The sequence below is a fragment of the Catellatospora coxensis genome, from assembly GCF_016862635.1.
Classification (GTDB): Bacteria; Actinomycetota; Actinomycetes; order Mycobacteriales; family Micromonosporaceae; genus Catellatospora; species Catellatospora coxensis.
In genome coordinates this window covers 43,856-66,071 of the sequence record NZ_BONI01000051.1, presented here as the reverse complement: position 1 = coordinate 66,071, position 22,216 = coordinate 43,856, and the positions used below count along the sequence as shown (strand labels likewise).

20 protein-coding genes, 1 tRNA gene and 1 pseudogene are annotated in these 22,216 nt (G+C 71.6%); 11 read left to right on the top strand and 11 right to left on the bottom strand.

Annotated elements, in window-relative coordinates:
• The first annotated feature begins 34 nt into the window (after nt 1–34).
• The 3 genes from Cco03nite_RS27010 (at nt 35) to Cco03nite_RS27000 (ending at nt 2,082) form a co-directional block, all read left to right on the top strand.
• Nucleotides 35–550: a M67 family metallopeptidase gene (locus Cco03nite_RS27010; protein ID WP_203695019.1), complete on the top strand. Its 516-nt coding sequence runs from the start codon at nt 35–37 to the stop codon at nt 548–550.
• 66 nt (nt 551–616) lie between these two features.
• Nucleotides 617–931 carry a MoaD/ThiS family protein gene (locus Cco03nite_RS27005; protein ID WP_203695018.1) on the top strand — a complete coding sequence of 105 codons (315 nt, stop codon included), beginning with the start codon at nt 617–619 and terminating at the stop codon, nt 929–931.
• 185 nt (nt 932–1,116) lie between these two features.
• Nucleotides 1,117–2,082 carry a PLP-dependent cysteine synthase family protein gene (locus Cco03nite_RS27000; RefSeq protein WP_203695017.1) on the top strand — a complete coding sequence of 322 codons (966 nt, stop codon included), beginning with the start codon at nt 1,117–1,119 and terminating at the stop codon, nt 2,080–2,082.
• Between the two features lie 60 nt (nt 2,083–2,142).
• On the opposite strand, the gene Cco03nite_RS26995 is transcribed toward Cco03nite_RS27000, so the two are convergent.
• The gene (locus Cco03nite_RS26995) at nt 2,143–2,634 is read right to left on the bottom strand and encodes a hypothetical protein (RefSeq protein ID WP_203695016.1); all 492 of its coding nucleotides are present in this window, start codon (nt 2,632–2,634) and stop codon (nt 2,143–2,145) included.
• A gap of 167 nt (nt 2,635–2,801) precedes the next feature.
• Between Cco03nite_RS26995 and murI the strand changes: the two genes are divergently transcribed.
• From murI to Cco03nite_RS26970, 5 genes are all read left to right on the top strand, one after another.
• Nucleotides 2,802–3,596, top strand: coding sequence for a glutamate racemase (gene murI / locus Cco03nite_RS26990; protein WP_203695015.1), 795 nt, complete (start codon nt 2,802–2,804; stop codon nt 3,594–3,596).
• Nucleotides 3,593–4,339 (top strand): MBL fold metallo-hydrolase, encoded by a 747-nt coding sequence (locus Cco03nite_RS26985; RefSeq protein ID WP_203695014.1) that lies wholly within the window; start codon nt 3,593–3,595, stop codon nt 4,337–4,339. The genes murI and Cco03nite_RS26985 overlap by 4 nt, the downstream gene beginning before the upstream one ends.
• Before the next feature lie 85 nt (nt 4,340–4,424).
• Nucleotides 4,425–5,201 (top strand): ribonuclease PH, encoded by a 777-nt coding sequence (gene rph, locus Cco03nite_RS26980; protein WP_203695013.1) that lies wholly within the window; start codon nt 4,425–4,427, stop codon nt 5,199–5,201.
• The gene (gene rdgB / locus Cco03nite_RS26975; protein WP_203695012.1) at nt 5,198–5,824 is read left to right on the top strand and encodes an RdgB/HAM1 family non-canonical purine NTP pyrophosphatase; all 627 of its coding nucleotides are present in this window, start codon (nt 5,198–5,200) and stop codon (nt 5,822–5,824) included. The genes rph and rdgB overlap by 4 nt, the downstream gene beginning before the upstream one ends.
• Nucleotides 5,825–5,954: 130 nt before the next feature.
• Complete coding sequence (locus Cco03nite_RS26970; RefSeq protein ID WP_203695033.1) at nt 5,955–7,154, top strand: FAD-dependent oxidoreductase; 1,200 nt, start codon at nt 5,955–5,957, stop codon at nt 7,152–7,154.
• 338 nt (nt 7,155–7,492) lie between these two features.
• Here the strand turns inward: Cco03nite_RS26970 and hutH are convergent, their stop codons facing one another.
• The 6 genes and pseudogenes from hutH to Cco03nite_RS26940 form a co-directional block, all read right to left on the bottom strand.
• Complete coding sequence (gene hutH / locus Cco03nite_RS26965; protein ID WP_203695011.1) at nt 7,493–9,028, bottom strand: histidine ammonia-lyase; 1,536 nt, start codon at nt 9,026–9,028, stop codon at nt 7,493–7,495.
• Between the two features lie 80 nt (nt 9,029–9,108).
• A pseudogene (gene hutI, locus Cco03nite_RS26960) lies at nt 9,109–10,242 on the bottom strand (imidazolonepropionase); the annotation flags it as partial.
• Nucleotides 10,230–11,624 (bottom strand): formimidoylglutamate deiminase, encoded by a 1,395-nt coding sequence (locus tag Cco03nite_RS26955; RefSeq protein ID WP_239167690.1) that lies wholly within the window; start codon nt 11,622–11,624, stop codon nt 10,230–10,232. The pseudogene hutI and the gene Cco03nite_RS26955, both read right to left, overlap by 13 nt.
• Nucleotides 11,618–12,817 (bottom strand): allantoate amidohydrolase, encoded by a 1,200-nt coding sequence (locus Cco03nite_RS26950; protein ID WP_203695009.1) that lies wholly within the window; start codon nt 12,815–12,817, stop codon nt 11,618–11,620. Before Cco03nite_RS26950 ends, Cco03nite_RS26955 begins: the two co-directional genes overlap by 7 nt.
• Nucleotides 12,818–12,920: 103 nt before the next feature.
• Entirely contained in the window at nt 12,921–14,570 is a 1,650-nt protein-coding gene (hutU, locus tag Cco03nite_RS26945) for a urocanate hydratase (protein WP_203695008.1), read from the bottom strand.
• Nucleotides 14,571–14,578: 8 nt separating this feature from the next.
• Entirely contained in the window at nt 14,579–15,436 is an 858-nt protein-coding gene (locus tag Cco03nite_RS26940; RefSeq protein WP_239167695.1) for a MurR/RpiR family transcriptional regulator, read from the bottom strand.
• 121 nt (nt 15,437–15,557) lie between these two features.
• Here Cco03nite_RS26940 and Cco03nite_RS26935 point away from each other — a divergent pair, with 121 nt between their 5' ends.
• Together Cco03nite_RS26935 and Cco03nite_RS26930 are read left to right on the top strand one after the other, a co-directional pair.
• Entirely contained in the window at nt 15,558–16,400 is an 843-nt protein-coding gene (locus tag Cco03nite_RS26935; protein ID WP_203695007.1) for a class I SAM-dependent methyltransferase, read from the top strand.
• 69 nt (nt 16,401–16,469) lie between these two features.
• Nucleotides 16,470–17,309, top strand: a complete 840-nt coding sequence (locus tag Cco03nite_RS26930) for an MOSC domain-containing protein (protein ID WP_203695006.1) — start codon at nt 16,470–16,472, stop codon at nt 17,307–17,309.
• On the opposite strand, the gene Cco03nite_RS26925 is transcribed toward Cco03nite_RS26930, so the two are convergent.
• Entirely contained in the window at nt 17,302–17,817 is a 516-nt protein-coding gene (locus Cco03nite_RS26925; protein WP_203695005.1) for a GNAT family N-acetyltransferase, read from the bottom strand. The genes Cco03nite_RS26930 and Cco03nite_RS26925 overlap by 8 nt on opposite strands.
• A gap of 99 nt (nt 17,818–17,916) precedes the next feature.
• Nucleotides 17,917–21,006 (bottom strand): M14 family metallopeptidase, encoded by a 3,090-nt coding sequence (locus Cco03nite_RS26920; protein WP_373314334.1) that lies wholly within the window; start codon nt 21,004–21,006, stop codon nt 17,917–17,919.
• 199 nt (nt 21,007–21,205) lie between these two features.
• On the opposite strand from Cco03nite_RS26920, the gene Cco03nite_RS26915 reads away from it, so the two are divergent.
• Nucleotides 21,206–21,556: an MmcQ/YjbR family DNA-binding protein gene (locus tag Cco03nite_RS26915; protein WP_203695003.1), complete on the top strand. Its 351-nt coding sequence runs from the start codon at nt 21,206–21,208 to the stop codon at nt 21,554–21,556.
• Nucleotides 21,557–21,560: 4 nt separating this feature from the next.
• On the opposite strand, the gene Cco03nite_RS26910 is transcribed toward Cco03nite_RS26915, so the two are convergent.
• Nucleotides 21,561–21,646, bottom strand: a tRNA-Leu gene (locus tag Cco03nite_RS26910).
• Nucleotides 21,647–21,678: 32 nt separating this feature from the next.
• The gene (gene bcp, locus Cco03nite_RS26905) at nt 21,679–22,155 is read right to left on the bottom strand and encodes a thioredoxin-dependent thiol peroxidase (RefSeq protein ID WP_203695002.1); all 477 of its coding nucleotides are present in this window, start codon (nt 22,153–22,155) and stop codon (nt 21,679–21,681) included.
• Nucleotides 22,156–22,216: the final 61 nt, after the last annotated feature.

The window sequence follows — 22,216 nt, the reverse complement described above, 5'->3', positions numbered from 1 at the left end:
CATCCGGCGGCCCGGGATCGGTAGGCTGGTCGCCGTGCTGACCATCCACAGGGAGATCATCGAGGCGATCGTCGCCCACGCCCGCCGGGACCACCCGGACGAGGCCTGCGGCGTCGTGGCCGGTCCCGTGGGTTCGGACGCTCCCCAGCGGCACATCCCGATGGAGAACGCCGAGCGTTCGACCACGTTCTACCGCTTCGACTCGACGGAGCAGCTGCGCGTGTGGCGGGAGATGGACGACCTCGACGAGGAGCCGGTGGTGATCTACCACTCGCACACGGCGACGGAGCCGTACCCCTCGCGGACCGACATCTCCTACGCGGGCGAACCGAACGCCCACTACCTTCTCGTCTCGACCCGCGATGAGCGGACGGCGGAGATCCGCTCGTTCCGCATCGTGGACGGGCAGGTGTCCGAAGAGCCGGTCCAGCTCGTTGGTGAGAGTATGGACGCCATGCGGAGCTACGAGGAGAGCGGCGACCCGCACGCCGTGCAGTCGTTCATGTTCGGGCAGAGCCCGGCGGCGGTGGACTACGAGTGTCAGCGCTGAGCTGACCCGACGCCAGTCCCGACCGACCGCCCATACGACTAATTCTTCTTACAGGAGTTCTCTGCCATGGCCATCGACGTTCGCATCCCCACCATCCTGCGCTCCTACACCGGCGGCGCCAAGGCCGTCGCCGGCGCCGGGGACAACCTCGCCGAGCTGCTCACCAACCTCGACGGCACGTACCCGGGCCTGCGCGGCCGGCTGATCACGCCCGAGGGCGGCCTGCACCGCTTCGTGAACATCTACGTCAACGACGAGGACGTGCGCTTCCTCGGCTCGCTCGACGCCAAGATCAGTGACGGCGACACGGTCACCATCCTGCCGGCCGTCGCCGGTGGCGCGTTCGGCCTCGCCGCCGCGGCCGCCGTCCTCGGCCGCTGACCTCTCCCGTCCGCGACGATCTCGCGAACCGTGGGCAGCAGCGCCGGTGCGCCGTCCTCGCCGATCCGCCGTGCCGGCGGACCGGTCGGGCCGGTCACCGGCGCTGTCCGTAGCGCCGCCCGGCGTGCCCGGCCCGCGGTCTCACGCGAGGATGTCGCAGGCGGCTCGCGCGAACGGAGCTGACAATGGCGCGTTTTGACTCACTGCTCGACGTCTGCGGGGACACGCCGCTGATCGGGCTGCCCCGGTTGAGCCCGGCCGTGCCCGAGGGCGCGCCGCCGGTGCGGCTGTGGGCCAAGCTGGAGGACCGCAACCCGACCGGCAGCGTCAAGGACCGGGCGGCCATGTACATGGTGCGCGCGGCCGAGGCCGACGGGCGGCTGCGCCCCGGCGCGACGATCCTGGAGCCGACCAGCGGCAACACCGGGATCTCGCTGGCCATGGTGGCCAAGCTGCGGGGGTACCGGCTGGTCTGCGTGATGCCGGAGAACGTCTCCACCGAGCGCATCCAGCTGCTGCGCATGTACGGCGCGGAGATCATCTTCTCGCCGGCGGCGGGCGGCTCGAACCAGGCGGTGGCGACCGCCAAGCAGATCGCGGCCGAGCACCCCGACTGGATCATGCTGTACCAGTACGGCAACGAGGCCAACGCCCGCGCCCACTACGAGACCACCGGCCCGGAGCTGCTGCGCGACCTGCCCACGCTGACCCACTTCGTGGCAGGCCTGGGCACCACCGGCACGCTCATGGGCACCGGCCGCTACCTGCGGGAGAAGAACCCCGACATCCAGATCATCGCGGCGGAGCCCCGCTACGGCGAGCTGGTGTACGGCCTGCGCAACATCGACGAGGGCTACGTGCCCGAGCTGTACGACGCCTCGGTCCTGACCCGGCGCTTCTCCGTCGGCACCCGGGACGCCGTGCTGCGCACCCGCCAGCTCGTCGAGGTCGAAGGCCTGTTCGTCGGCTTCTCCACCGGCGCCGTCGCCCACGCGGCGCTGGCCGTCGCCCACGAGGCCGCCAAGAACGGCCGCGGCGCCGACGTGGCGTTCCTGGTCGCCGACGCCGGCTGGAAGTACCTCTCCACCGGCGCCTACACCGGCACCCTCAACGACGCCGAAACCGCCCTCGAAGGCCAGCTCTGGGCGTGAAGCCCGGACAACGGCAGAGCCCCGACCGGTCGTCCGGTCGGGGCTCTTGCGTGTGTGCTCTCAGAGCAGCGTGGTGTAGGCGAGGGTGATGTTGGCCAGGAGGAGGACGGTGGAGATGGTGAAGAGGATGAGGGGGAGGCGGTAGCGGTGGATCGCGGCGAAGCCGGCGGCGATCGCGGCCACGCCGAGCACGCCGATGGTGAGGGCGGTGGGGGCGTACCAGCTGGGCACGTCGAGGTTCATGGCCAGGGCGACGGCGAGGCGGCCGCCGGGGATCAGCCCGAGGAAGCCGAGTGCGGCGGCCCAGACGCACAGGCCCAGCAGGCGGCCGGTACGCGGGGCGGGGTCGTCCTCGCCGGGCAGCCGGAACCGCGACGTCACGGCGGTGCGCACGCGGCCCGGGGTACCGGCGTCGTCGGGTGCGGTGCGCGCCGACGGCATCCCGGCGTGCTCGTCACTGGCCGTGCCTGGGGGGTTGCCGGTAGTGCCGGCCGGGACCGCGGTGGCGAGGACGCCGTCGGCGTCGCGCTCGGAGTTCGACTCAGTACGCACTGTGCTCGCCAATCCTCTGCCTGACCTGCCCGTTGATCGGGCCGTGCACTGAGTGCAACGGTTTCCGGCGACCGTCCGTAACGGCAGGCTGATTACCGTGTCACGTTCGCGACATCTCGGAACGGACCGTTCCCCGGAAGGGGGGTTGGCCAAGTAGGCTGCGCAGCGTGACGGACGCGCCGATCGGCATCTTCGACTCGGGGGTCGGGGGGCTGACGGTCGCCCGAGCCATCCTCGACCAGTTGCCTCATGAACGGGTCGTCTACATGGCCGACACCGCACACGTGCCGTACGGGCCCAAACCCATCGCCGACGTGCGCTCGTACGCCCTGGCCTGCCTGGACAGCCTGGTCGAGCGCGGCGCGAAGATGCTGGTCATCGCCTGCAACACCGCCTCCGCCGCCTGCCTGCACGACGCGCGCGAGCGTTACCGGGTGCCGGTCGTGGAGGTCATCCGCCCCGCCGTGCGACGTGCCGTCGCCGCCACGCGCAACGGCAGGGTCGGAGTCATCGGCACCACGGCTACGATCAACTCAGGGGCGTATCAGGACTCGTTCGCCGCCGCGCCGCACATCGCGGTCACCGCGGCGGCCTGCCCGCAGTTCGTCGGGCTGGTGGAGCGGGGAGTGACGTCCGGCCGGGCGCTGCTCGGCCTCGCCAGCGCCTACCTGGAGCCGCTACAGCGGGCCCAGGTGGACACGCTGGTGCTGGGTTGCACGCACTATCCGCTGCTCACCGGTGTGATCAGCCTCGTGATGGGGGATCAGGTGACCCTGGTGTCGAGCGCGGACGAGACGGCACGCGACGTCTATCGTGTCCTCGTGGAGCGCGACCTGGTGCGCCCGGACGACGCCCCGGCTCCTGCGCACGAGCTGCTGTGCACCGGTGATCAGGAGATCTTCGACCGGCTGGCGAAGCGGTTCCTCGGATCCGCGCTGGACCCTGCGGGAGCGCGGGCATGAGATTGACCGTCTTGGGCTGCGCGGGCAGCTTCCCTGGGCCGGAGTCGGCCTGTTCGGCGTACCTGGTGGAGGCGGACGGGTTCCGGCTGCTGCTGGACTTCGGCACCGGCTCGCTGTCGGCGCTGCAGCGCTACGCGAGCCTGAAGTCGGTCGACGCGATCCTGCTCAGCCACCTGCACTGCGACCACATGCTGGACGCCTGCTCGTACGTGGTGGTGCGCCGGTACGCCCCGGACGGGCCGTACCCGCCGATCCCGGTGTACGCGCCTGCGGGCGCGCCGGAGCGCATCGCGACCGCGTACAGCCTGGACGAGGGTCCGCTGGACGACGTCTACACGTTCTACGCGCTGCAGCCGGGCAGCTTCCCGATCGGACCGTTCCAGGTCAGTGTGGACCGGGTCAACCATCCCGTGGAGACGTACGGGGTGCGCCTGGAGCACGAGGGGCGGGTGCTGGCGTACTCGGGCGACACCGCGGGCTGCGACGCGTTGCTGCGGCTGGCCCAGGGCGCCGACCTGTTCCTGTGCGAGGCGAGCTACCTCGACGGCGTCGACAACCCACCGGACCTGCACCTGACCGGCGGCGAGGCGGGCGAGATCGCCACCAAGGCGGGGGTACGCCGGCTGCTGCTGACGCATCTGGTGACCGCGTGGGGCTCGGAGGCGGAGACGCTGAACAACGCCGCCGCCACGTTCGCCGGACCCGTCGAGATCGTCCGCCCCGGTGCCCGGTACGAAGTTTGACCCCATAGGGTGGGCGCATGAGCGAGCGCAGCGAGCGAATCATGGGGCCCGGGGCTGCCGGTGACGAGCGCAGCGAGGAACGGGCATGACGAGACCTGACGGGCGTGCGCCCGACCAGCTTCGACCGGTCACCTTGACCCGGAACTGGAGCATGCATCCCGAGGGCTCCGTGCTGGTGGAGTTCGGCAACACGCGGGTGCTGTGCACCGCGAGCGTCACCGAGGGCGTGCCGCGCTGGCGCAAGGGCACCGGCCAGGGCTGGGTCACCGCCGAGTACTCGATGCTGCCGCGCGCCACGACGACCCGGTCCGACCGGGAGAGCGTCAAGGGCAAGATCGGCGGGCGTACCCACGAGATCTCCCGCCTGATCGGCCGCGCGCTGCGGGCCTGCATCAACCTCAAGGCGCTGGGCGAGAACTCCATCGTCATCGACTGCGACGTGCTGCAGGCCGACGGCGGCACCCGCACCGCCGCGATCACCGGCTCGTACGTGGCCCTGCACGACGCGGTGAGCTGGCTGGCCGCCAAGAACATGCTGACCCGCAAGCAGACCGTGGAGACCACGCTGCACCGCTCGGTCGCGGCGGTCAGCGTCGGCATCATCGCCGGTGAGCCGCGCCTGGACCTGTGCTACGAAGAGGACGTGACGGCCGTCGTCGACATGAACGTGGTCTGCACCGGCACCGGCGACTTCGTCGAGGTGCAGGGCACGGGCGAGGACGGCGTCTTCGACCGCAAGCAGCTCAACGCCCTGCTCGACCTGGGCGTGGCCGGCTGCGAGACGCTGACCACGCTGCAGCGCCAGACGCTGGGCCTGCCCACGCTGGACGCGGCCGGCCTGCTGGAGGTGTTCCGCCGGTGAAGCTGCTGCTCGCCACCCGCAACGTGAAGAAGCTCGACGAGCTGCGCCGCATCCTGGCCGGCTCGCCGGAGCTGCTGAAGGTCGAGCTGGTCGGGCTCGACGACGTCCCGCCGTACGTCGAGGTCCCCGAGACCGGGCTGACCTTCGCGGAGAACGCGCTGCTGAAGGCGCGCGAGGGCGTCAAGCACACCGGCCTGCCGACCGTCGCCGACGACTCCGGCCTGGCCGTGGACGCGCTCAGCGGCATGCCCGGGGTGTTCAGCGCCCGCTGGTCCGGCAAGCACGGTGACGACCGGGCCAACCTGGACCTGGTGCTGGCGCAGATCGGCGACGTGCCCGACGAGCACCGCGGCGCGGCCTTCGTCTGCGCGGCAGCCCTGGTGCTCCCCGGCGGCGGCGGCACCTCCCCGAACGGCCGCGAGCACCTGGTCAGCGGCAAGATGACAGGCCGCCTGCTGCGCGCCCCCCGCGGTGAGGGCGGCTTCGGCTACGACCCGATCTTCGTCGCCGACGGCAACACCCGCACCAACGCCGAACTGGCACCCGCCGAAAAGGACGCCATCAGCCACCGCGGCAAAGCCTTCCGAGCCCTCGCCGCCGTAATCGCCAAAAACCTCTCCTGACCCCGCCCACCCCCTTCGAAGCGGCGATCTTGCGTGGAGTGTGGGTACGACACACTCGAACCGGGCATATCCCCAACAGTTCGTGCAAGATCGTCGTGATCATGAGGAGCGGGGTGTGGCGGAGCGGGAGTTGAGGGCGCGGGTTTGTGTCGTGGGGAGTGGGCCGGCGGGGTTGATGCTGGCGTTTCTGCTGGCTCGGCAAGGGGTCGAGGTCGTGCTGTTGGAGAAGCACGCCGACTTCTTTCGGGACTTCCGGGGCGACACGATTCATCCGTCCACGCTGGACGTGCTGGATGAGCTGGGGCTCGGGGAGGCGATCGCCTCGCTGCCGGGGCGGCGTGAGCCGGGGGTGGCCGTGTCGTTCGACGACGGCACGTACCGGGTCGGCGACTTCACCCGGTTGCCGAAGCCGCACAACTACCTGCTGATCCTGCCGCAGTGGGACTTTCTGGACCTGCTCGCCGCCGAGGCCGCGAAGCTGCCCGGGTTCACGTTGCTGCGTTCGACCGAGGCGGTGGACGTGCTGCGGGATTCCAACGGGCGGGTGACCGGTGTCGCGGCGGTCGGTCCGGACGGAGGCGCGGTGCGGGTGTACGCGGAGCTGACGGTGGCCTGCGACGGGCGCTCCTCGGTGATCCGGGAGAAGCTGGGGCTGGTGCCGGTGGACTTCGGTGCGCCGATGGACGTGCTGTGGTTCCGGATGTCCCGGGAGCCGGGCGATCCGGAAGGGCTGCTCGGGCGGGTCGGGCCGGGCGCGATCCTCATCATGATCGACCGGCACGACTACTACCAGTGCGGGTACGTCATCCCGAAGGGCGGGTACGCGCGGCTGCAGGCCGAAGGGCTGGACGGGTTCCGCCGGCGGGTGGCCGGGCTCGCGCCGATGGTGGCGCACCGGGTCGGCGAGATCAGTTCGTGGGACCAGCTGCACCTGCTCACCGTGCAGGTAAATCGGTTGGAGACGTGGCATGTGCCCGGCGCGCTGTGCATCGGCGACGCGGCCCATGCGATGAGCCCCGTGGGCGGGGTCGGGGTCAATCTCGCGGTGCAGGACGCTGTGGCCACGGCCCGGCTGCTCGGGTCGAGACTCAGAGCCGGCCGGTTGCGTACGGAGGACTTGGACCTGGTCCGCAAGCGCCGCATGTTCCCGACCCGGGTGACCCAGCGCGCCCAGCGGATCGCCCAGAGCCGCCTGGTCGGCGCCGTGCTCCGCGCCGACGCCCCGATCAAGGCCCCCGGCGCGCTGAAACTCTTCCAGCGCTTCCCGGCCCTACAAGCCCTCCCGGCCCGCCTGGTCGGCCGCGGCATCCGCCCCGAACACATCTCCTGACCAGCACGGCCCCGGCGGTTCCGGGCCACAGCTCGGGTCGGCGCGGCATCGCGCGGCATGGCTCGGCTCCGCGGGCATGGCTCGGCTCCGCTCGGCGGGCATGGCTCGGCGCAGCGTGGTGTGGATCCTGGCGCGGTTGATGATCGCTGTTTCGGGGCAGGACCTTAACCAGCGATCATCACCCCCACCGGCTCCATGATCGCGACGATCTTGCGCGAACGGGGGTCGACTTGCCCGATTCGGGCGTGTCGTACCCACAGTTCACGCAAGATCGCCGCCGCGCCGCGCCGCGCCGCGCCGCGCGCGCCGCGCGGGGCGGGGTGGGGCGGGGTGGGGTGTTAGGCGAGGGGGCCTACCTCGGCTTTGATGGCGGTGAGGAGGTCGGGGCCGGAGACGGCGGCGCGGACCTGTTCCAGGATCGGGGCCATGAAGACGTCGGGGCCGGGGGTGCCGATGAGCGGGGTCAGCTGCTCGATGGCGACCCGGCCGGCCGGGGACGGGGTCAGCGGGGCGCGCAGCTGCAGGCCGCGTACCGCTGCCAGCAGTTCCACCGCGAGCAGGCTGGTCAGGTTGTCCAGGACGACCCGCAGCTTCTTCGCCGCGGCCCAGCCCATGCTGACGTGGTCCTCCTGCATACCCGAGGTCGGGATGGTGTCGACGCTGGCCGGTGAGGCGAGCCGCCGGTTCTCGGCGACGATGCCGGCCGCGGTGTACTGCGCGATCATCAGGCCGGAGTTGACGCCCGCGTCGGGGCTCAGGAACGGCGGCAGGTCCCGCGAGCGGGTCATGTCGAGCAGCCGGTCGACGCGGCGCTCGCTGATCGAGCCGATCTCGGCGGCGGCGATGGCGAGGAAGTCGGCGGCGAAGCCGAGCGGCGCGCCGTGGAAGTTGCCGGTCGACTCGACCCGGCCGTCGGGCAGCACGACCGGGTTGTCGGCGAGGCTGACCAGCTCCCGGGCGGCGACGGTGCGGGCGAAGTCGAGGGTGTCCCGGGCCGCGCCGGCGACCTGCGGGGCGCAGCGCATCGAGTACGCGTCCTGGACCGCGTGCTCCAGGTCGTCCCGGTGGCTGTCCATGATCGAGGACTGCTGGAGCAGCTTGTACATGTTGGCGGCGCTCGCGCCCTGGCCCGGGTGCGGGCGGATCTCGTGGATCGACGGGTGGAACGGCCGGTCGGTGCCGAGCATGGCCTCGATCGACAGGGCCGCGGTCACGTCGGCGATGGTGCACAGGTGGCCCAGGTCGTCGCAGGCCAGCAGCAGCATGGCGAGCATGCCGTCGGTGCCGTTGATCAGCGCCAGGCCCTCCTTGGAGGACAGCGAGATCCCGGTGAGCCCGGCGGCGTGCAGGGCGTCCTCGGCGGCGACGCGCGCGCCGTCCTTGCCGAGCACCCAGCCTTCGCCCATCAGCACCAGCGCGCAGTGGGCGAGCGGGGCGAGGTCGCCGGACGCGCCGAGCGAGCCGTGCTCGGGCACCCACGGGGTGATGTCGTGGTTGAGCAGGTCGACGAGCGCCTGGGCGACGAGCGGGCGTACGCCGGAGTGGCCCAGTGCCAGCGAGCGCACCCGCAGCAGCATCATGGCCCGCACCACCTCGCGGGGCATGGGCGCGCCGACGCCGGCGGCGTGCGAGCGGATCAGCGCGTGCTGCAGCTCGGCGCGGCGCTCGGGGGCGATGAACGTGTTGGCGAGCGCCCCGAAGCCGGTGGAGACGCCGTACACGGGGCGGCCGTCGCGCTCGATGTCATCGACGATGGCGCGGCTGGCCTGCATCGCGGCGATGGCGGCGTCGCTGATGGACACCTGCGCGTCGGCGCGGGCCACCGCGGCGACGTCGCCGGGGGCGATGCCGGTGGGTTCGACGATGACGGTCATGAGAGCACTCCCTTGTGCGGAGATTCCGGATGGTGCGGCCCCGAGGCGTTAAGAAGGTGCCCTTCCGCTACGCAAAGCGATTGGAGGGTGCCCTTCCTTGCTACGGAGCTGATCAACGGCACGCCGGGCCGGTAGGCCAGGTGCAGGTGAGAGGGGGCGTCGAGGACGATCAGGTCCGCGGACGCGCCGGGGGCGAGGTGGCCGAGGTCGGGGCGGCGCAGGGCGCGGGCGCCGCCTGCCGTCGCGGCCCAGACGGCCTCGGTGGGGGTCATCTTCATGTCCCGGACCGCGAGGGCGATGCAGAAGGGCATGGAGGAGGTGTACGAGGAGCCGGGGTTGCAGTCCGAGGCGAGTGCGACGGTGACTCCGGCGGCGAGCAGGCGGCGCGCGTCGGGCCAGGGTGCGCGGGTGGAGAACTCCGCACCGGGGAGCAGGGTCGCGACGGTGTTCGAGTTCGCGAGGGCGTCGACGTCCGCCTCGGACAGGTGGGTGCAGTGGTCGGCGCTGGCGCAGTCGAGTTCGACGGCGAGCTGTACGCCGCCGCCCATGGTGAGCTGGTTGGCGTGGATGCGGGGGCGCAGCCCGGCGGCGATGCCCGCCTTGAGGACCCGGCGTGACTCCTCGACGTCGAACGCGCCGCGTTCGCAGAAGACGTCGACCCAGCCCGCGTACGGCGCGCAGGCGTCCAGCATCGGGCCGGTGACCAGGTCCACGTAGCCGTCGGGGGTGTCGGCGGGTTTCACGTGCGCGCCGAGGAAGGTGACCTCGTCGGTGAACTCGCGGGCGATGCGCACCGAGCGGGCCTCGTCGGGCGTGCTGAGGCCGTACCCACTCTTGATCTCGATGGTGGTGGTGCCCTGCCGCAGCGCCTCGCCGACCAGGCGGGCCACGTTGGCGCGCAGCTCGTCGTCGGTGGCGGCACGGGTCGCGGCGACCGTGGTGCGGATACCGCCCCCGGTGTACGGCTCCCCGGCCATCCGGGCCGCGAACTCCGGTGCGCGGTCCCCGGCGAACACCAGATGGCTGTGGCTGTCCACGAAGCCGGGCAGCACCGCCGCCCCGCGTACGTCGAGGCGCTCGTCGGCGGCCGGCGCGGCCGAAGCCGGGCCGACCCACTCGACCCGCTCGCCGACCACGATCGCCGCGTCGCGCAGCAGGCCCAGCTCAGGATCGTTCGTGGTCAGCTCGCCGATGTTGGTGATCAGAAGAGACACGTGATCGCCTCCTGCAGCTCGCGGGCCACGTCGACGGCGACGTGCCGCCCGTCCCGGACGATCTCCCGGCCGTCGGCCAGCACGTGGGTGACGTCGGCGGCGCTCGCCGCGAACAGCACGCCCTCGGGGTCGATCCCCGCGGTGCGCGGGCTGTCCAGGGCCACGGTCACCAGGTCGGCCCGCGCCCCGACCTCGATGCGCCCGGCATCCGGCCAACCCAGGCTGGTGTGCCCCGCCGCCGTCGCCGCGGCCCGCAGCTCGGCCGCCGTGAAGTGGCCGCGCTGCTCGGTGGCGAGGCGTTCGTGCAGCTCCAGGGCCCGTGACTCCTCGAAGAAGTCTATGACCGCGTGGCTGTCGCTGCCCAAGGTCAGCCGGGTGCCCGCGTCGGCCAGGGCGCGCGCCGGCCCGATGCCGTCGCCGAGATCGCGCTCGGTCGTCGGGCAGAAGCAGGCGTACGAGTCCGACAGCAGCGCCATGTCCCGGTGCGTCAGATGCGTGGCGTGCACCGCCGTGAACGTCTCGTGCACCGCCCCGAAGTCCGCCAGCACCTCCGTCGGCGTACGCCCGTGCTCGGCCAGGCACGCCTCGTTCTCGGCCCGCTGCTCGGACACGTGCGCGTGCAGCGGCCGCCCGGCCGCCCACGCCGCCACGGTCGCCATCTGCGGCAACGGCACCGCCCGCACCGAATGGATCGCCGCCCCGACCACCAGGTGCGGCGCATCGGGCAGCGCATCCACCCGATCCGCCCACCGCAGCGCATCCCCGTCCCCGAACCGCAACTGAGGCCCTTCGAGCGGCTTACCGTCCACGGACGCGGTCAGGTAGAGCGTGTCCAGCAACGTGATCCGCAACCCCGCGTCCTGAGCAGCGGAGATCAACGCGTGACTCATCGCGTTCGGGTCGGCGTAAGGCGTCCCACCCGGCCCGTGATGCAGGTAGTGGAACTCACCCACGGACGTGACGCCGCCCAGCGCCATCTCCCCGTAAACACCCCGCGCCAGCCGGTAGTACGAGTCCGGATCCAGCGCCGCCGCAACCCGGTACATCTGCTCCCGCCAGGTCCAGAACGACCCCCGGTCCCCGTGGGTCCGCCCCCGCAACGCCCGGTGAAACGCGTGCGAGTGCGCATCGGCGAACCCCGGCATGGTCAACCCAGCCCGATAAACCACCCCGCCCCCGCGGCCCGTCCCCGCCTCGCGGCGGCGATCTTGCGCGGACTGTGGGGACGACACGCCCGAATCGGGTATCTCGGCAACAGTTCGCGCAAGATCGTCGCGATCTTGGGGGCGGGTGATGCGGGTCAGGCGGGATTCGTGGATCTCCAGGACCACGTCGGGGTAGATGCCGTCGGGGAGCCAGGCGTACTGGCAGTGGATCAGCACGCGAGGTCCTGGAGGGCGGTGGCGAGGGCCTGGATGCCGGATTCGCAGTCGGCATCGGGCGCGTGTTCGGCGGGGGAGTGGGAGATGCCGGTCGGGTTGCGGACGAAGAGCATGGCGGTGGGGACGAAGGCGCTCAGGACGCCCGCGTCGTGGCCCGCTCCGGTGGGCAGGACCGGCGCGTCGTCGAGCAGTTTCGCCAGGCGGTCGCGCAGGCCGAGGTGGAACTCCGTCTCCGGGGAGACGGACTCGGCGGTCAGGGTGACCTTGGTGCTGTCGGCCAGGGCACGATTCTGGGCCTGCAGGTGTACGCCGGCGACGACCTGTTCCATCGTGTCGGGGGAGTCGGCGCGGGCGTCGAGCCAGGCGCTGACCTTGCCGGGGATGGCGTTGGTGGCGTTCGGGTAGACCTGGACGCGGCCGATGGTGGCGTGCGCGCCGAGCCTTCTGGCCTCGTCGTTGGCGGCCAGGACGGTCGCGGCGAAGGTCAGCATCGGGTCGCGGCGATCGGCCATCAGCGTGGTGCCGGCGTGGTTGGCCTCGCCGGTGAAGTCCAGCCGCCAGCGGCCGTGCGGCCAGATCGCGCTGGCCACGGCGACGGGGCGGTCCAGGTCGACCAGGGCGCGGCCCTGCTCGACGTGCAGCTCGATGTAGCAGCCGATCCGGCCCAGCAGGTCGGGGCGCGCCCCGGCCGGGCCCGCGCCCAGCGTGGAACGCATGGCCGTGTCCAGGGTGACGCCGTCGCGGTCGGTCAGCGCCGCCGCGGCGGCCGGGTCGACGAGCCCGGCGAGCAGGCGCGAGCCGAGGCAGGCCAGCCCGAACCGGGAGCCCTCCTCCTCGGCGAACACCGCGACGCCGATCGGCCGGGCCGGGGTGACGCCCCGCGCCCGCAGCTCGTCGATCGCGAGCAGGGCGCTGACCACACCGAGCGGCCCGTCGTACGCCCCGCCGTGCGGCACCGAGTCCAGATGCGAGCCGGTCAGGACGGCGTTCCCCGTGGCGGGATCGCCCCACCACGCGAAGATGTTGCCGTTCCCGTCCTCCTCGATCACCAGATCCCGCGCCTTGGCCTGCTCCACGAACCAGCCCCGTAGCGCCATCTCCGCCGCCCCGAACGCGTACCGCAGATACCCGCCACTCCCCGCGTCCCGCCCCACCGGCGCCAGCTGCGCCCACAACTCCGCGAACGCACTCATCCCGCCACCCCCACGCCGACCCGCACCCCGAAGTGCAGTTTCGGGGAAACTGCGCGAATCGAGTGCGGCATTCGCGCGGTTTCCGCGAAAGTGCAGAGCTCGCTCATGACTCACGCATCGGGATGCGGACGCCGCGTTCGGTGGCGACGGAGGCGGCGTGGTCGTAGCCGGCGTCGACGTGGCGGATGACACCCATGCCGGGGTCGTTGGTCAGGACGCGCTCGATCTTCTGGGCGGCCAGGGCGGTGCCGTCGGCGACGGTGACCTGGCCGGCGTGGATGGAGCGGCCGATGCCGACGCCGCCGCCGTGGTGGATGGACACCCACGACGCGCCGGAGGCGGTGTTGACCAGGGCGTTGAGCAGCGGCCAGTCGGCGATCGCGTCGGAGCCGTCGAGCATCGCCTCGGTCTCCCGGTACGGCGAGGCGACGCTGCCGCAGTCGAGGTGGTCGCGGCCGATGACGATCGGGGCCTTCAGGGTGCCGTCGGCGACCATCTCGTTGAACCGGACGCCGGCCTTGTCCCGCTCGCCGTAGCCGAGCCAGCAGATCCGGGCGGGCAGGCCCTGGAAGGCGACCTTCTCCTGCGCCATCTTGATCCAGCGCGACAGCGACTCGTTCTCGGGGAACAGGTCGAGCACGGCCCGGTCGGTGGCGGCGATGTCGGCCGGGTCGCCGGACAGCGCGGCCCAGCGGAAGGGCCCCTTGCCCTCCTCGAACAGCGGCCGGATGTACGCGGGCACGAAGCCGGGGAACGCGAACGCCCGGTCGTACCCGCCGAGCTGGGCCTCGCCGCGGATCGAGTTGCCGTAGTCGAACACCTCGGCGCCCGCGTCCAGGAAGCCGACCATGGCCTCGACGTGCTTGGCCATGCTGGCGCGGGCCCGCTCGGTGAACTCCTCCGGCTTGTCGGCCGCGAAGGTCTGCCACTGCTCCATCGACACGCCCTCGGGCAGGTACGACAGCGGGTCGTGGGCGCTGGTCTGGTCGGTCACGATGTCGACCGCGACCCCGCGGCGCAGCAGCTCCGGGAAGATGGTCGCGGCGTTGCCGACGACGCCGACGGACAGCGGCGTGCGGTCGCGCTTGGCGGCCAGGGCCAGCTCGATGCCGTGGTCGAGGGAGTCGGCGACCACGTCGAGGTAGCGGGTCTGCACCCGGCGGTCCAGGCGGGTCTTGTCGACGTCGACGATCAGGCAGGCGCCGCCGTTCATGGTGACGGCGAGCGGCTGCGCGCCGCCCATGCCGCCGCAGCCGCCGGTCAGCGTCAGCGTGCCGGCGAGCGTGTCGCCGAACTTCTTGGCGGCGACGGCCGCGAAGGTCTCGTAGGTGCCCTGCAGGATGCCCTGGGTGCCGATGTAGATCCAGGAGCCGGCGGTCATCTGGCCGTACATGGTCAGGCCGAGCTGCTCCAGGCGGCGGAACTCGGGCCAGGTGGCCCAGTCGCCGACCAGGTTGGAGTTGGCCAGCAGCACGCGCGGGGCCCACTCGTGGGTGCGGAACACGCCGACCGGGCGGCCGGACTGGACGAGCATGGTCTCGTCGTCCTTGAGCGTGGTCAGGGTGCGGATCAGCGCGTGGAAGCTGGGCCAGTCGCGGGCCGCCTTGCCGGTGCCGCCGTACACCACCAGGTCCTGGGGGCGCTCGGCGACGTCCGGGTCGAGGTTGTTGCACAGCATGCGGATCGCCGCCTCCTGCTGCCAGCCCAACGCGGTGCGGGTGGCGCCGGTCGCGGCACGGATGATCTGCTCCATCGCTTCCCCTATTCCATGAAGACGCTGCGGCGGGTGGCCGAGCTCTCGAAGTGTTCGAGCCGGCGCTGGGTGGCGGCCGGGTCGACGTCGCTGATGGCCTGCAGCAGCACCATGGTCAGCACCATGGGGGCGGTGTGCAGGTCGAACACGAGCTGGGAGCCGACCGCGGCGGTGAGCGTCACGTCGGCGAGGTCGGTGGCCGGGCTGACCGGGGAGTCGGTCACCACGACGATCTTCAGGCCCAGGGCGCGGGCCTCGGCGAGCGCGTCGCGCAACTCCCGGGGGTATCGCGGCAGCGCGTACGCGAGCACGGCCCGCGCGCCGGAGTCGGCGGCCTGCTCGAGCCGTTCGGCGAGCAGGCTGCCGCCGGTGTCCAGCACCCGCACCTCGGGGTGGATCTTTGCGGCGAAGTAGCCGAAGTAGCCCGCGAGCGGGGCGGCGGCGCGCAGGCCGACCACGGGCAGCGGGCGGCTGGCGGCCAGCAGCCCCGCGGCGGCGTGCACGGCGGCCGGGTCGGCGAGGTGGTCGGCGAGCCGGTTCAGGTTGGCCATCTCGTCGCGTACGGCGCGCTGCAGGTCGTTGTCGCCGTCGGCGGCGCTGCCGGCGCGCGGCCCGGCGGTGAGTTCCCGCAGGCGGCGGCGCAGCGCCGGGTAGCCGTCGAAGCCGAGCGCCATCGCGAACCGGGTCACCGACGGCTGGCTCACCTGGGCCAGCTCGGCGACCTCGGCGGCGGACAGGTAGGCGACGGTGTCGGCGTGGTGCACGAGTTCGCGGGCGATGCGGCGCTGGGTGGGCGTCAGGCGGGCGCCCTGCACGAGCGAGCGCACGTCAGCGGCGGCCCCGGTCGGCGCATCGGTTGTTGGCACCACATTCACAGCGACACTGTATGCAAAATTTCATTCAGAGACAATCTCGGGTCTGTCCGCGGGGCGGCCGGACATGATAGAACTCGCACACGCATTCATGTTCGCCGTGGAAGGTGCGCCCATGACCGACCGCAAGACTCGGCTCAGGCGTGCCGTGTCGCGCACCGCGCTGGCCCCGCTCGCCGCCCTGCCCAAGCGGCTGGCCCGGGTCGCCCGGCACGACGCCAAGGTGATCCGGCAGTCCGCGCGCTGGCTGGTGACCTCCCGCGAGCACCACAACTACACCTACGACCTGACTCCGCTGAACCGCGAGCACCTCGCCTGGTTCGTCAGCATCGTCGCCGAGGCGCCCGTCGCCGACGTGCGCGGCTGGATGGCCGAGATCGAGTCCGACACGGTGCTGCGTACGCACATCGAGCAGACCACCGCCCGCTCCGCCCGCCGGGGCCTGGCCGACAAGCAGGTCCGCTACGCCCGCCGGGTCGGCTGGTATGCCCTGGTCCGGGCGCGCAAGCCGCGGCACGTGGTGGAGACCGGCGTGGACAAGGGCCTGGGCACCTGCGTGCTGGCCGCCGCCCTGCTGCGCAACGTCGCCGAGGGCCACCCGGGCCGGGTCACCTCCCTGGACATCAACCCCGAGGCCGGCTACCTGGCCAAGGCCGAGCCCTGGGCGAGCGTGGTGGACCTGGTCATCGGCGACTCCATCGCGACGCTGAACGCCATGGACCGCCCGGTCGACATGTTCCTGCACGACAGCGACCACAGCGCCGGGCATGAGCAGCGCGAGTTCAGCGCCGTCGAGCCGCACCTGTCCGAGCGGGCGCTGCTGCTCACCGACAACGTCACCATCACCACCGTGCTGCTCAAGCACGCGGAGAAGACCGGCCGCCGCTTCCTGGCCTTCCGCGAGCAGCCGAAGGAGCACTGGTATCCGGGCGACGGCATCGGGGCGGCCTGGCGCTGACGGGGCGGCGCCGGACGCGCTCGCGACAGAGGACCGCCCGGTCGCCGGACGCGCTGATAGCGTCGCGTCATGCGAGTGAGCGCGCTGCACACGTACCCGATCAAGGGTTGCCGCCGGATCGACCACGACCGGGCCGTCGTCGAGCCCTGGGGCCTGGCCGGCGACCGGCGCTGGATGATCATCGACGCGGACGGCGACCAGATCACCCAGCGCGACGTCGCCCGCCTCGCGCTGCTGCGCGCGACGCCCGCCGGCACCGGCCTGGAGCTGTCCTTCCCCGGCTCGGTGCCGCTGCTCGTCCCGCAGCCCGCGCCCGACCCGGCGGTGACCTCCGTGCTGTGGGGCCGCATCACCATGGCCGCGACCCCGGCCGGGCCGGACGCCGACGCGCTGCTCAGCAAGGAACTCGGCCGTGACGTGCGGCTGGTCTGGATGGACGACCCGGCGAGCCGCCGCCCGGTCGAACCCGAGTACTCGCTGCCCACCGACCGGGTCTCCTTCGCCGACGGCTACCCGCTGCTGCTGGCAAGCACCGCCTCGCTGGACCGGCTCAACGACTGGATCGCCGAGTCGGGCTCCGACGAGGGCCCGCTGCCGATGGCCCGGTTCCGGCCCAACGTGGTCGTCGACGGCGCGCCGCCGTTCGCCGAGGACGAGTGGCTGGGCCGGCGGCTGCGCCTCGGCGCGCTGGTGTTCCGGGTCGCCAAGCCGTGCGGCCGCTGCGTGGTCACCACCACCGACCAGGAGACCGGCGAACGCGGCCGCGAACCGCTGCGCACCCTGGCCCGCTACCGCAACGTCGACCAGCACCTGCTCTTCGGTGCCAACCTGATCCCCGACACGCTCGGCGAGATCGCCGTCGGCGACGAGGTCGAGGTGCTGGACCGCTTCCGCGCCGAGCTCAGCTGAGGTCCAGCCACATCAGGACCTCGTCGCGGTCGTCGCCCGGGGCCACCCGCAGCGCGCCCGGCAGGCGGCCGACCTCCCGGTAACCGAGCGGTCCGTAGAAGCGCTCCAGGCCCATGCCGCCGCGCACCGTGATCTGCAGGCCCGCCAGGCCCATCGCGCGGCCGATCCGCTCGCCCTCGCGCATCAGGGCCGCGCCCTCGCCCCGGCCCTGGCGGCGCGGGTGCACCATCACCCGGCCCACGGTGCGCCAGTGCTCGGACAGCGCGAAGCGCTGGCTCACCAGGATCAGCATGGCCGCGACGGCACCGTCCTCGTCGTAGCCGACCAGCAGCCGGTCGATCCCGGCCGCGATCCCGTCGAACGCCGCCCGCGCGACCGGCTCGACGTCGCCGCGGGTCACCTGTCCCACGAAGCCGATCGACCCGCCCGCGTTCGACGCGTCGGTCCACAGCGTGACGATCTGCTCGCGTACGGCGTCGGTCAGCTCGGGGTCCAGCTCGAAGCGCATGATCCCGATCTTATGAAGCCCACCCCCGAGCAAAGGAAGGGCACCTTCACAACGCTATGCGTTGTAGAAGGTGCCCTTCTTAACTCCGCGCCTGCGGGATCAGTACCCGAGCAGGTGCTTCATCGAGCGCTTGACCAGGTCGTCGCGCTCCGCCGGGGTCAGGCCCTCGGCGCCGAAGCCGGTGAAGACCGTGTCACGGGTGACCACGATCGACCCCTCCTCGAACGCCTGCTGGCTGCGCACCCAGGTGTTGCTGCCGGCCGGCGAGCCGTCCGGCGCGGCGGCGACGGTGAAACCGCCCAGGCCGTCCTCGAACGAGGTCGTCGCGAGCGGCGCGCCGTCGGCGCTGACCGTCACGTCGTCGAGGAACACGCCGAGGCCCTGCGTGCCCCAGTCGGACGCGTACGAGATCGAGATCTCCACCTGCTTGCCCGCGTACGCGGTCAGGTCGAAGGCCAGCTCCGTCCAGCCCCCGGAGGGACCGGTCAGTGCGTGCCAGGCGCCCGAGGTGCCCGTCGGCGAGCAGTCCGCGCCCTGGTAGTGGGCCACGAACGGGTGCAGGTCGGACCAGCCGCTCGCGCAGCTGTCACCCGTCACCTGGGTGGTGTGCCCGGTGGTGTCGGGCAGCGTGGTCCATTCGTCCGACCCGACCGGGTGCGCCTCCACGAACATGAAGTCCCAGTTCGGCTCGGTGTCGTACGACGACCAGAACCGCAGCTCGCCCGAGGTCTTCCCGGTCAGGTCCACGGTCCGGGTCAGCCGCTTGTACGACACGTCAGCCCGGTCGCTGTAGAGGTACCAGTCACCGGTGCGCGGGTCGAACGGGGCCGCTCCCGGGCGCAGCCAGTCCACCGGGGACGAGCTGTTGAACTGCGGGAACTGCGCCGGGGGCAGGAAGCTCGACGTGGTCAGGAACGACGCGCTGTGTGTCTGGTTGCCCGCCGAGCCGGCCTCGTTGAGCGTGCCCGAGAACCCGCTGAACGCGCCCGCGTTGCCGCCGACGTCGTACGGCTCGCCGTCCGGGTCGGTGCCGCCGTCGCTGACGTAGGTGTACGCGCCGAGGTAGTACTGCATGAAGTCGTTCAGCAGCGGCAGGCACGGGTACGCCCGCACGGTGCACTCCGGCTGCGCCGGCGCGTCCGGGTGGTAGAAGTACGACCCGTCGGCCGACTGCGCGAACAGCGCGTTCTGGCCCGTGAGCAGCAGCTTGCCGCCCTCGTTCAGGTAGTCGCGCACGGCCAGCTCGATGTCGAGCGCGGCCTTCGCGGCGGTGCCGCCGGGCTGCCCGGTGGACCGCAGGATGATGTCGTCGCCGGTCTCCCACACGATCGCCTTGTAGTGCGACAGCACACCCAGGTGGTGCGGAGCCTTGCGGCCCATCACGTCGAAGTCGTACACGTCGCTGGAGTAGCCGGCCGCGGTCAGCGACGCGGCGTAGTCCGCGGCGTACTTCGCCGTGGTCACACCCTGGGCCGGGCTGACGCCCGTCACGTCCTCCGCGGCGAGGATCAGCACCTTGCCGCCGATGTCGTCGTGCACCCGGTAGGTGAAGTGGTCGCTGGTCACCGCACCGGTGCGCCCCGGCGTCACGGAGAACCCGCTGAACCACACCTCGACCTGGTCACCGGGCTTCTGCCCGGTCACCGTGCCGCGGAACTCGGCGTAGTAGTCGTCGTTCTCGGCGCCGTAGCGCTCGCCGCCCTTCCACTCCTTCACCGAGCCGGACTTCGTCGCCCCGCCGTTGATCTTCCAGTGCACCTTCACGTTCTTCAGCGACCGGCGGATCGTCGCGGCGACGGCCTGGCTGCGGCCGTACGACACGTCGAAGTTATCGGTCACGAAGTGCGGGGTGACGTGGCCCAGCACGGACACCGGGTCGTCCGGCCGCGCCGCCGACTTGGCCAGCGACAGCGCGAACGGGATGTTCTTGGCGAACTCGGCCTGGATCAGCTCCTCGTCGTCCGGGAAGTTGAAGCCGCTCGCGCAGTCCTCGGCCAGCCACTCGTCGTCCGGAATGGAGTTCGACACCGTCTCGCAGGTGGTCATCTCGGGCGTGAAGCCCAGCGTGCCGTACCTGGCCTGCATGTGCGAGTCGACGTCGCCGTTGGTGGTGTACAGCTCGGCCGAGATGTCCGGGTCGTAGCCGGGCACCGCCGGGTTCGCGTCGTCACCGGCCAGCGCCGTGTAGATGGTGTCGTCCGGGGTCGGCGTGCTGACCTGCCAGCCCGTGCCGTAGAGCAGCAGCTCCGCGGCCGAGTGGTAGTTGATGTAGTAGTCCGGGCGCACCCGCTTGAAGAACGAGTCGAGCGCCTTGCTCTCCGGCTCCGAGTTCGGGCCGCTGCCCCGGTAGGTCTCACTGGACGGGTCAGGTGAGGAACCCTCGTTGTCGTAACCCCACTTGAAGGCGTAGTTGCGGTTCGGGTCGACGCCGTCGCCCGCCGTGATCTGCCCGTCGCCGTTGTTGTCCCGGAGGTTCTTGCGCCACAACCGGTTGCCCTCGGTGAACGTGAAGTCGTAGCCGTCCGGGTTCACCACGGGGAAGAAGTACAGCTCACGGGTCTTGATCAGGTTGGTCAGCTCGGCGTTCGTGCCGTAGCCGTCGAGGTAGTGGTGCAGCAGCCGGCGCACCATCTCCGGCGTGATCCACTCGCGGGCGTGCTGCGCCGCGCCGTAGACCACCGACGGCTTGAGCCCGTCGGGCAGCACCCGGGCGCCCAGGCTCAGCTTGATGCCCCGGATGGGCTTGCCCTGCACCGTGTGCCCGATCGTCAGCAGCTTGGTGATCGACGGGTGCTCCGCCGCGATCTTCTCCAGCTCCTCGCGCAGGCCGCCCGGCCCGCTGTACGGCCGGTACACCACGTTGCCCGCCAGCGCCTGCTTGCGCAGCGCGTCCGAGGCCTTCTGGCCGCGGATCATCTTCACCGACAGCGGCACACCGCGACCGGCCAGCCGCGACGCCTCCACTTCGGAGAGCACCGCCTCGACCTTCACCTTGCCGCCGGGCAACTGCGCGGTCCGCAACTCCTCGTTGTCGATGCCGAGCCTGCGGAACTGTTCCAGCTGGCTCTGATCGAGCTCGCCGACATACACGTCGAGCGGGTTCCTGGCCCGATCGCCGTCACCAACGGGTTTCGCGCTCGCCGGCACGACCAGCGCGATCGCGCCGACCATGCCGAGGCACACCGCCATGACTCGAAGTTTCCTCACTGCCCCTCCAGGGTGTCGAAGGACTCGCGCAAGGAGCCTTTCGGAACACCGTTAAATGTGTCAATAGAACACGCCCGTTCCCGGCCGTGTGGTCGGGAATGTCACCGGTGAGGGGCAGACTGGTGGACGCGGCGTCGGGCCAACGCTAAAGGCGTCGCGGCCGGCGGCACGGGAGGCGCGAATGGTCACGGTGGAACAGGTGCGGCAGGTCGCGCTGTCGCTACCCCGGGCGTACGAGGCACTGGTGCGCGACCGGGTCAAGTTCCGGGTGGGGCGGATCGTGTTCGCGGCGCTGTCCGCCGACGAGACGGAACTCGGCTTCGGCTATCCGAAGGAGGCCCGCGACGCGCTGGTGGCCGCCGAGCCGGACAAGTTCTTCCTGCCCCGCGAGTCCGACCTGCGCTACCACTGGGTGCAGGCGAGGATGGCCGCCCTCGACGAGGACGAACTGCACGAGCTGATCACCGACGCCTGGCGCATGTGCGTCCCGAAGCGCGTCGCCGCCGACCACCTGCGCATGCTCGGCCTCTGAACGATGGTGCGGGAGGGGGGACTCGAACCCCCACGTCCTCTCGGACACCAGGACCTAAACCTGGCGCGGCTGCCGTTACGCCACTCCCGCTGAACCGAACCGCAGTGTAGCGGTTCGGCCCGTCAGTCGAGTTTGAGATCCCGGCGGAGTTTGGCGACGTGGCCGGTGGCCTTGACGTTGTAGAAGGCGTGCTCGATGTGGCCCTTCTCGTCGATGACGAAGGTGGACCGGATGACGCCCTGCACGACCTTGCCGTAGTTCTTCTTCTCGCCGAACGCGCCGTAGCTGGTGAGCACGGCCTTGTCCTGGTCGCTGACGAGCGGGAAGGTGATCGCGTCGCGCTCGACGAACTTGGCCAGCTTCGCGGGCGCGTCGGGGGAGATGCCGACGACGGCGTAGCCCTTGGCGGTGAGCGAGGCGAGCGAGTCGCGGAAGTCGCAGGCCTGGGTGGTGCAGCCGGGGGTCATCGCGGCCGGGTAGGCGTACAGGACGACCTTCTTGCCGCGCAGGCCGGACAGGTGGAGCGTGCCGCCGTCGGCGGTGGGCAGGCTGAAGTCGGGGGCGGCGTCGCCGGGCGAGAGTCGTACGTTCTCCGTCACACCGGCCACCCTATCCGTGCCGTCTGCCTGCGCAGGTGAGGGCAGGACCGACGCAACCTTA

Coding starts and splice junctions, on each gene's coding strand:
- Cco03nite_RS27005 (WP_203695018.1), top strand. CDS start 617: ATGGCCATCGACGTTCGCATCCCCACCATCCTGCGCTCCTACACCGGC.
- Cco03nite_RS27000 (WP_203695017.1), top strand. CDS start 1,117: ATGGCGCGTTTTGACTCACTGCTCGACGTCTGCGGGGACACGCCGCTG.
- Cco03nite_RS26985 (WP_203695014.1), top strand. CDS start 3,593: ATGAGATTGACCGTCTTGGGCTGCGCGGGCAGCTTCCCTGGGCCGGAG.
- rph (WP_203695013.1), top strand. CDS start 4,425: ATGACGAGACCTGACGGGCGTGCGCCCGACCAGCTTCGACCGGTCACC.
- hutH (WP_203695011.1), bottom strand. CDS start 9,028: ATGACCGTCATCGTCGAACCCACCGGCATCGCCCCCGGCGACGTCGCC.
- Cco03nite_RS26950 (WP_203695009.1), bottom strand. CDS start 12,817: ATGAGTGCGTTCGCGGAGTTGTGGGCGCAGCTGGCGCCGGTGGGGCGG.
- hutU (WP_203695008.1), bottom strand. CDS start 14,570: ATGGAGCAGATCATCCGTGCCGCGACCGGCGCCACCCGCACCGCGTTG.
- Cco03nite_RS26935 (WP_203695007.1), top strand. CDS start 15,558: ATGACCGACCGCAAGACTCGGCTCAGGCGTGCCGTGTCGCGCACCGCG.
- Cco03nite_RS26930 (WP_203695006.1), top strand. CDS start 16,470: ATGCGAGTGAGCGCGCTGCACACGTACCCGATCAAGGGTTGCCGCCGG.
- Cco03nite_RS26925 (WP_203695005.1), bottom strand. CDS start 17,817: ATGCGCTTCGAGCTGGACCCCGAGCTGACCGACGCCGTACGCGAGCAG.
- Cco03nite_RS26920 (WP_373314334.1), bottom strand. CDS start 21,006: ATGGCGGTGTGCCTCGGCATGGTCGGCGCGATCGCGCTGGTCGTGCCG.
- Cco03nite_RS26915 (WP_203695003.1), top strand. CDS start 21,206: ATGGTCACGGTGGAACAGGTGCGGCAGGTCGCGCTGTCGCTACCCCGG.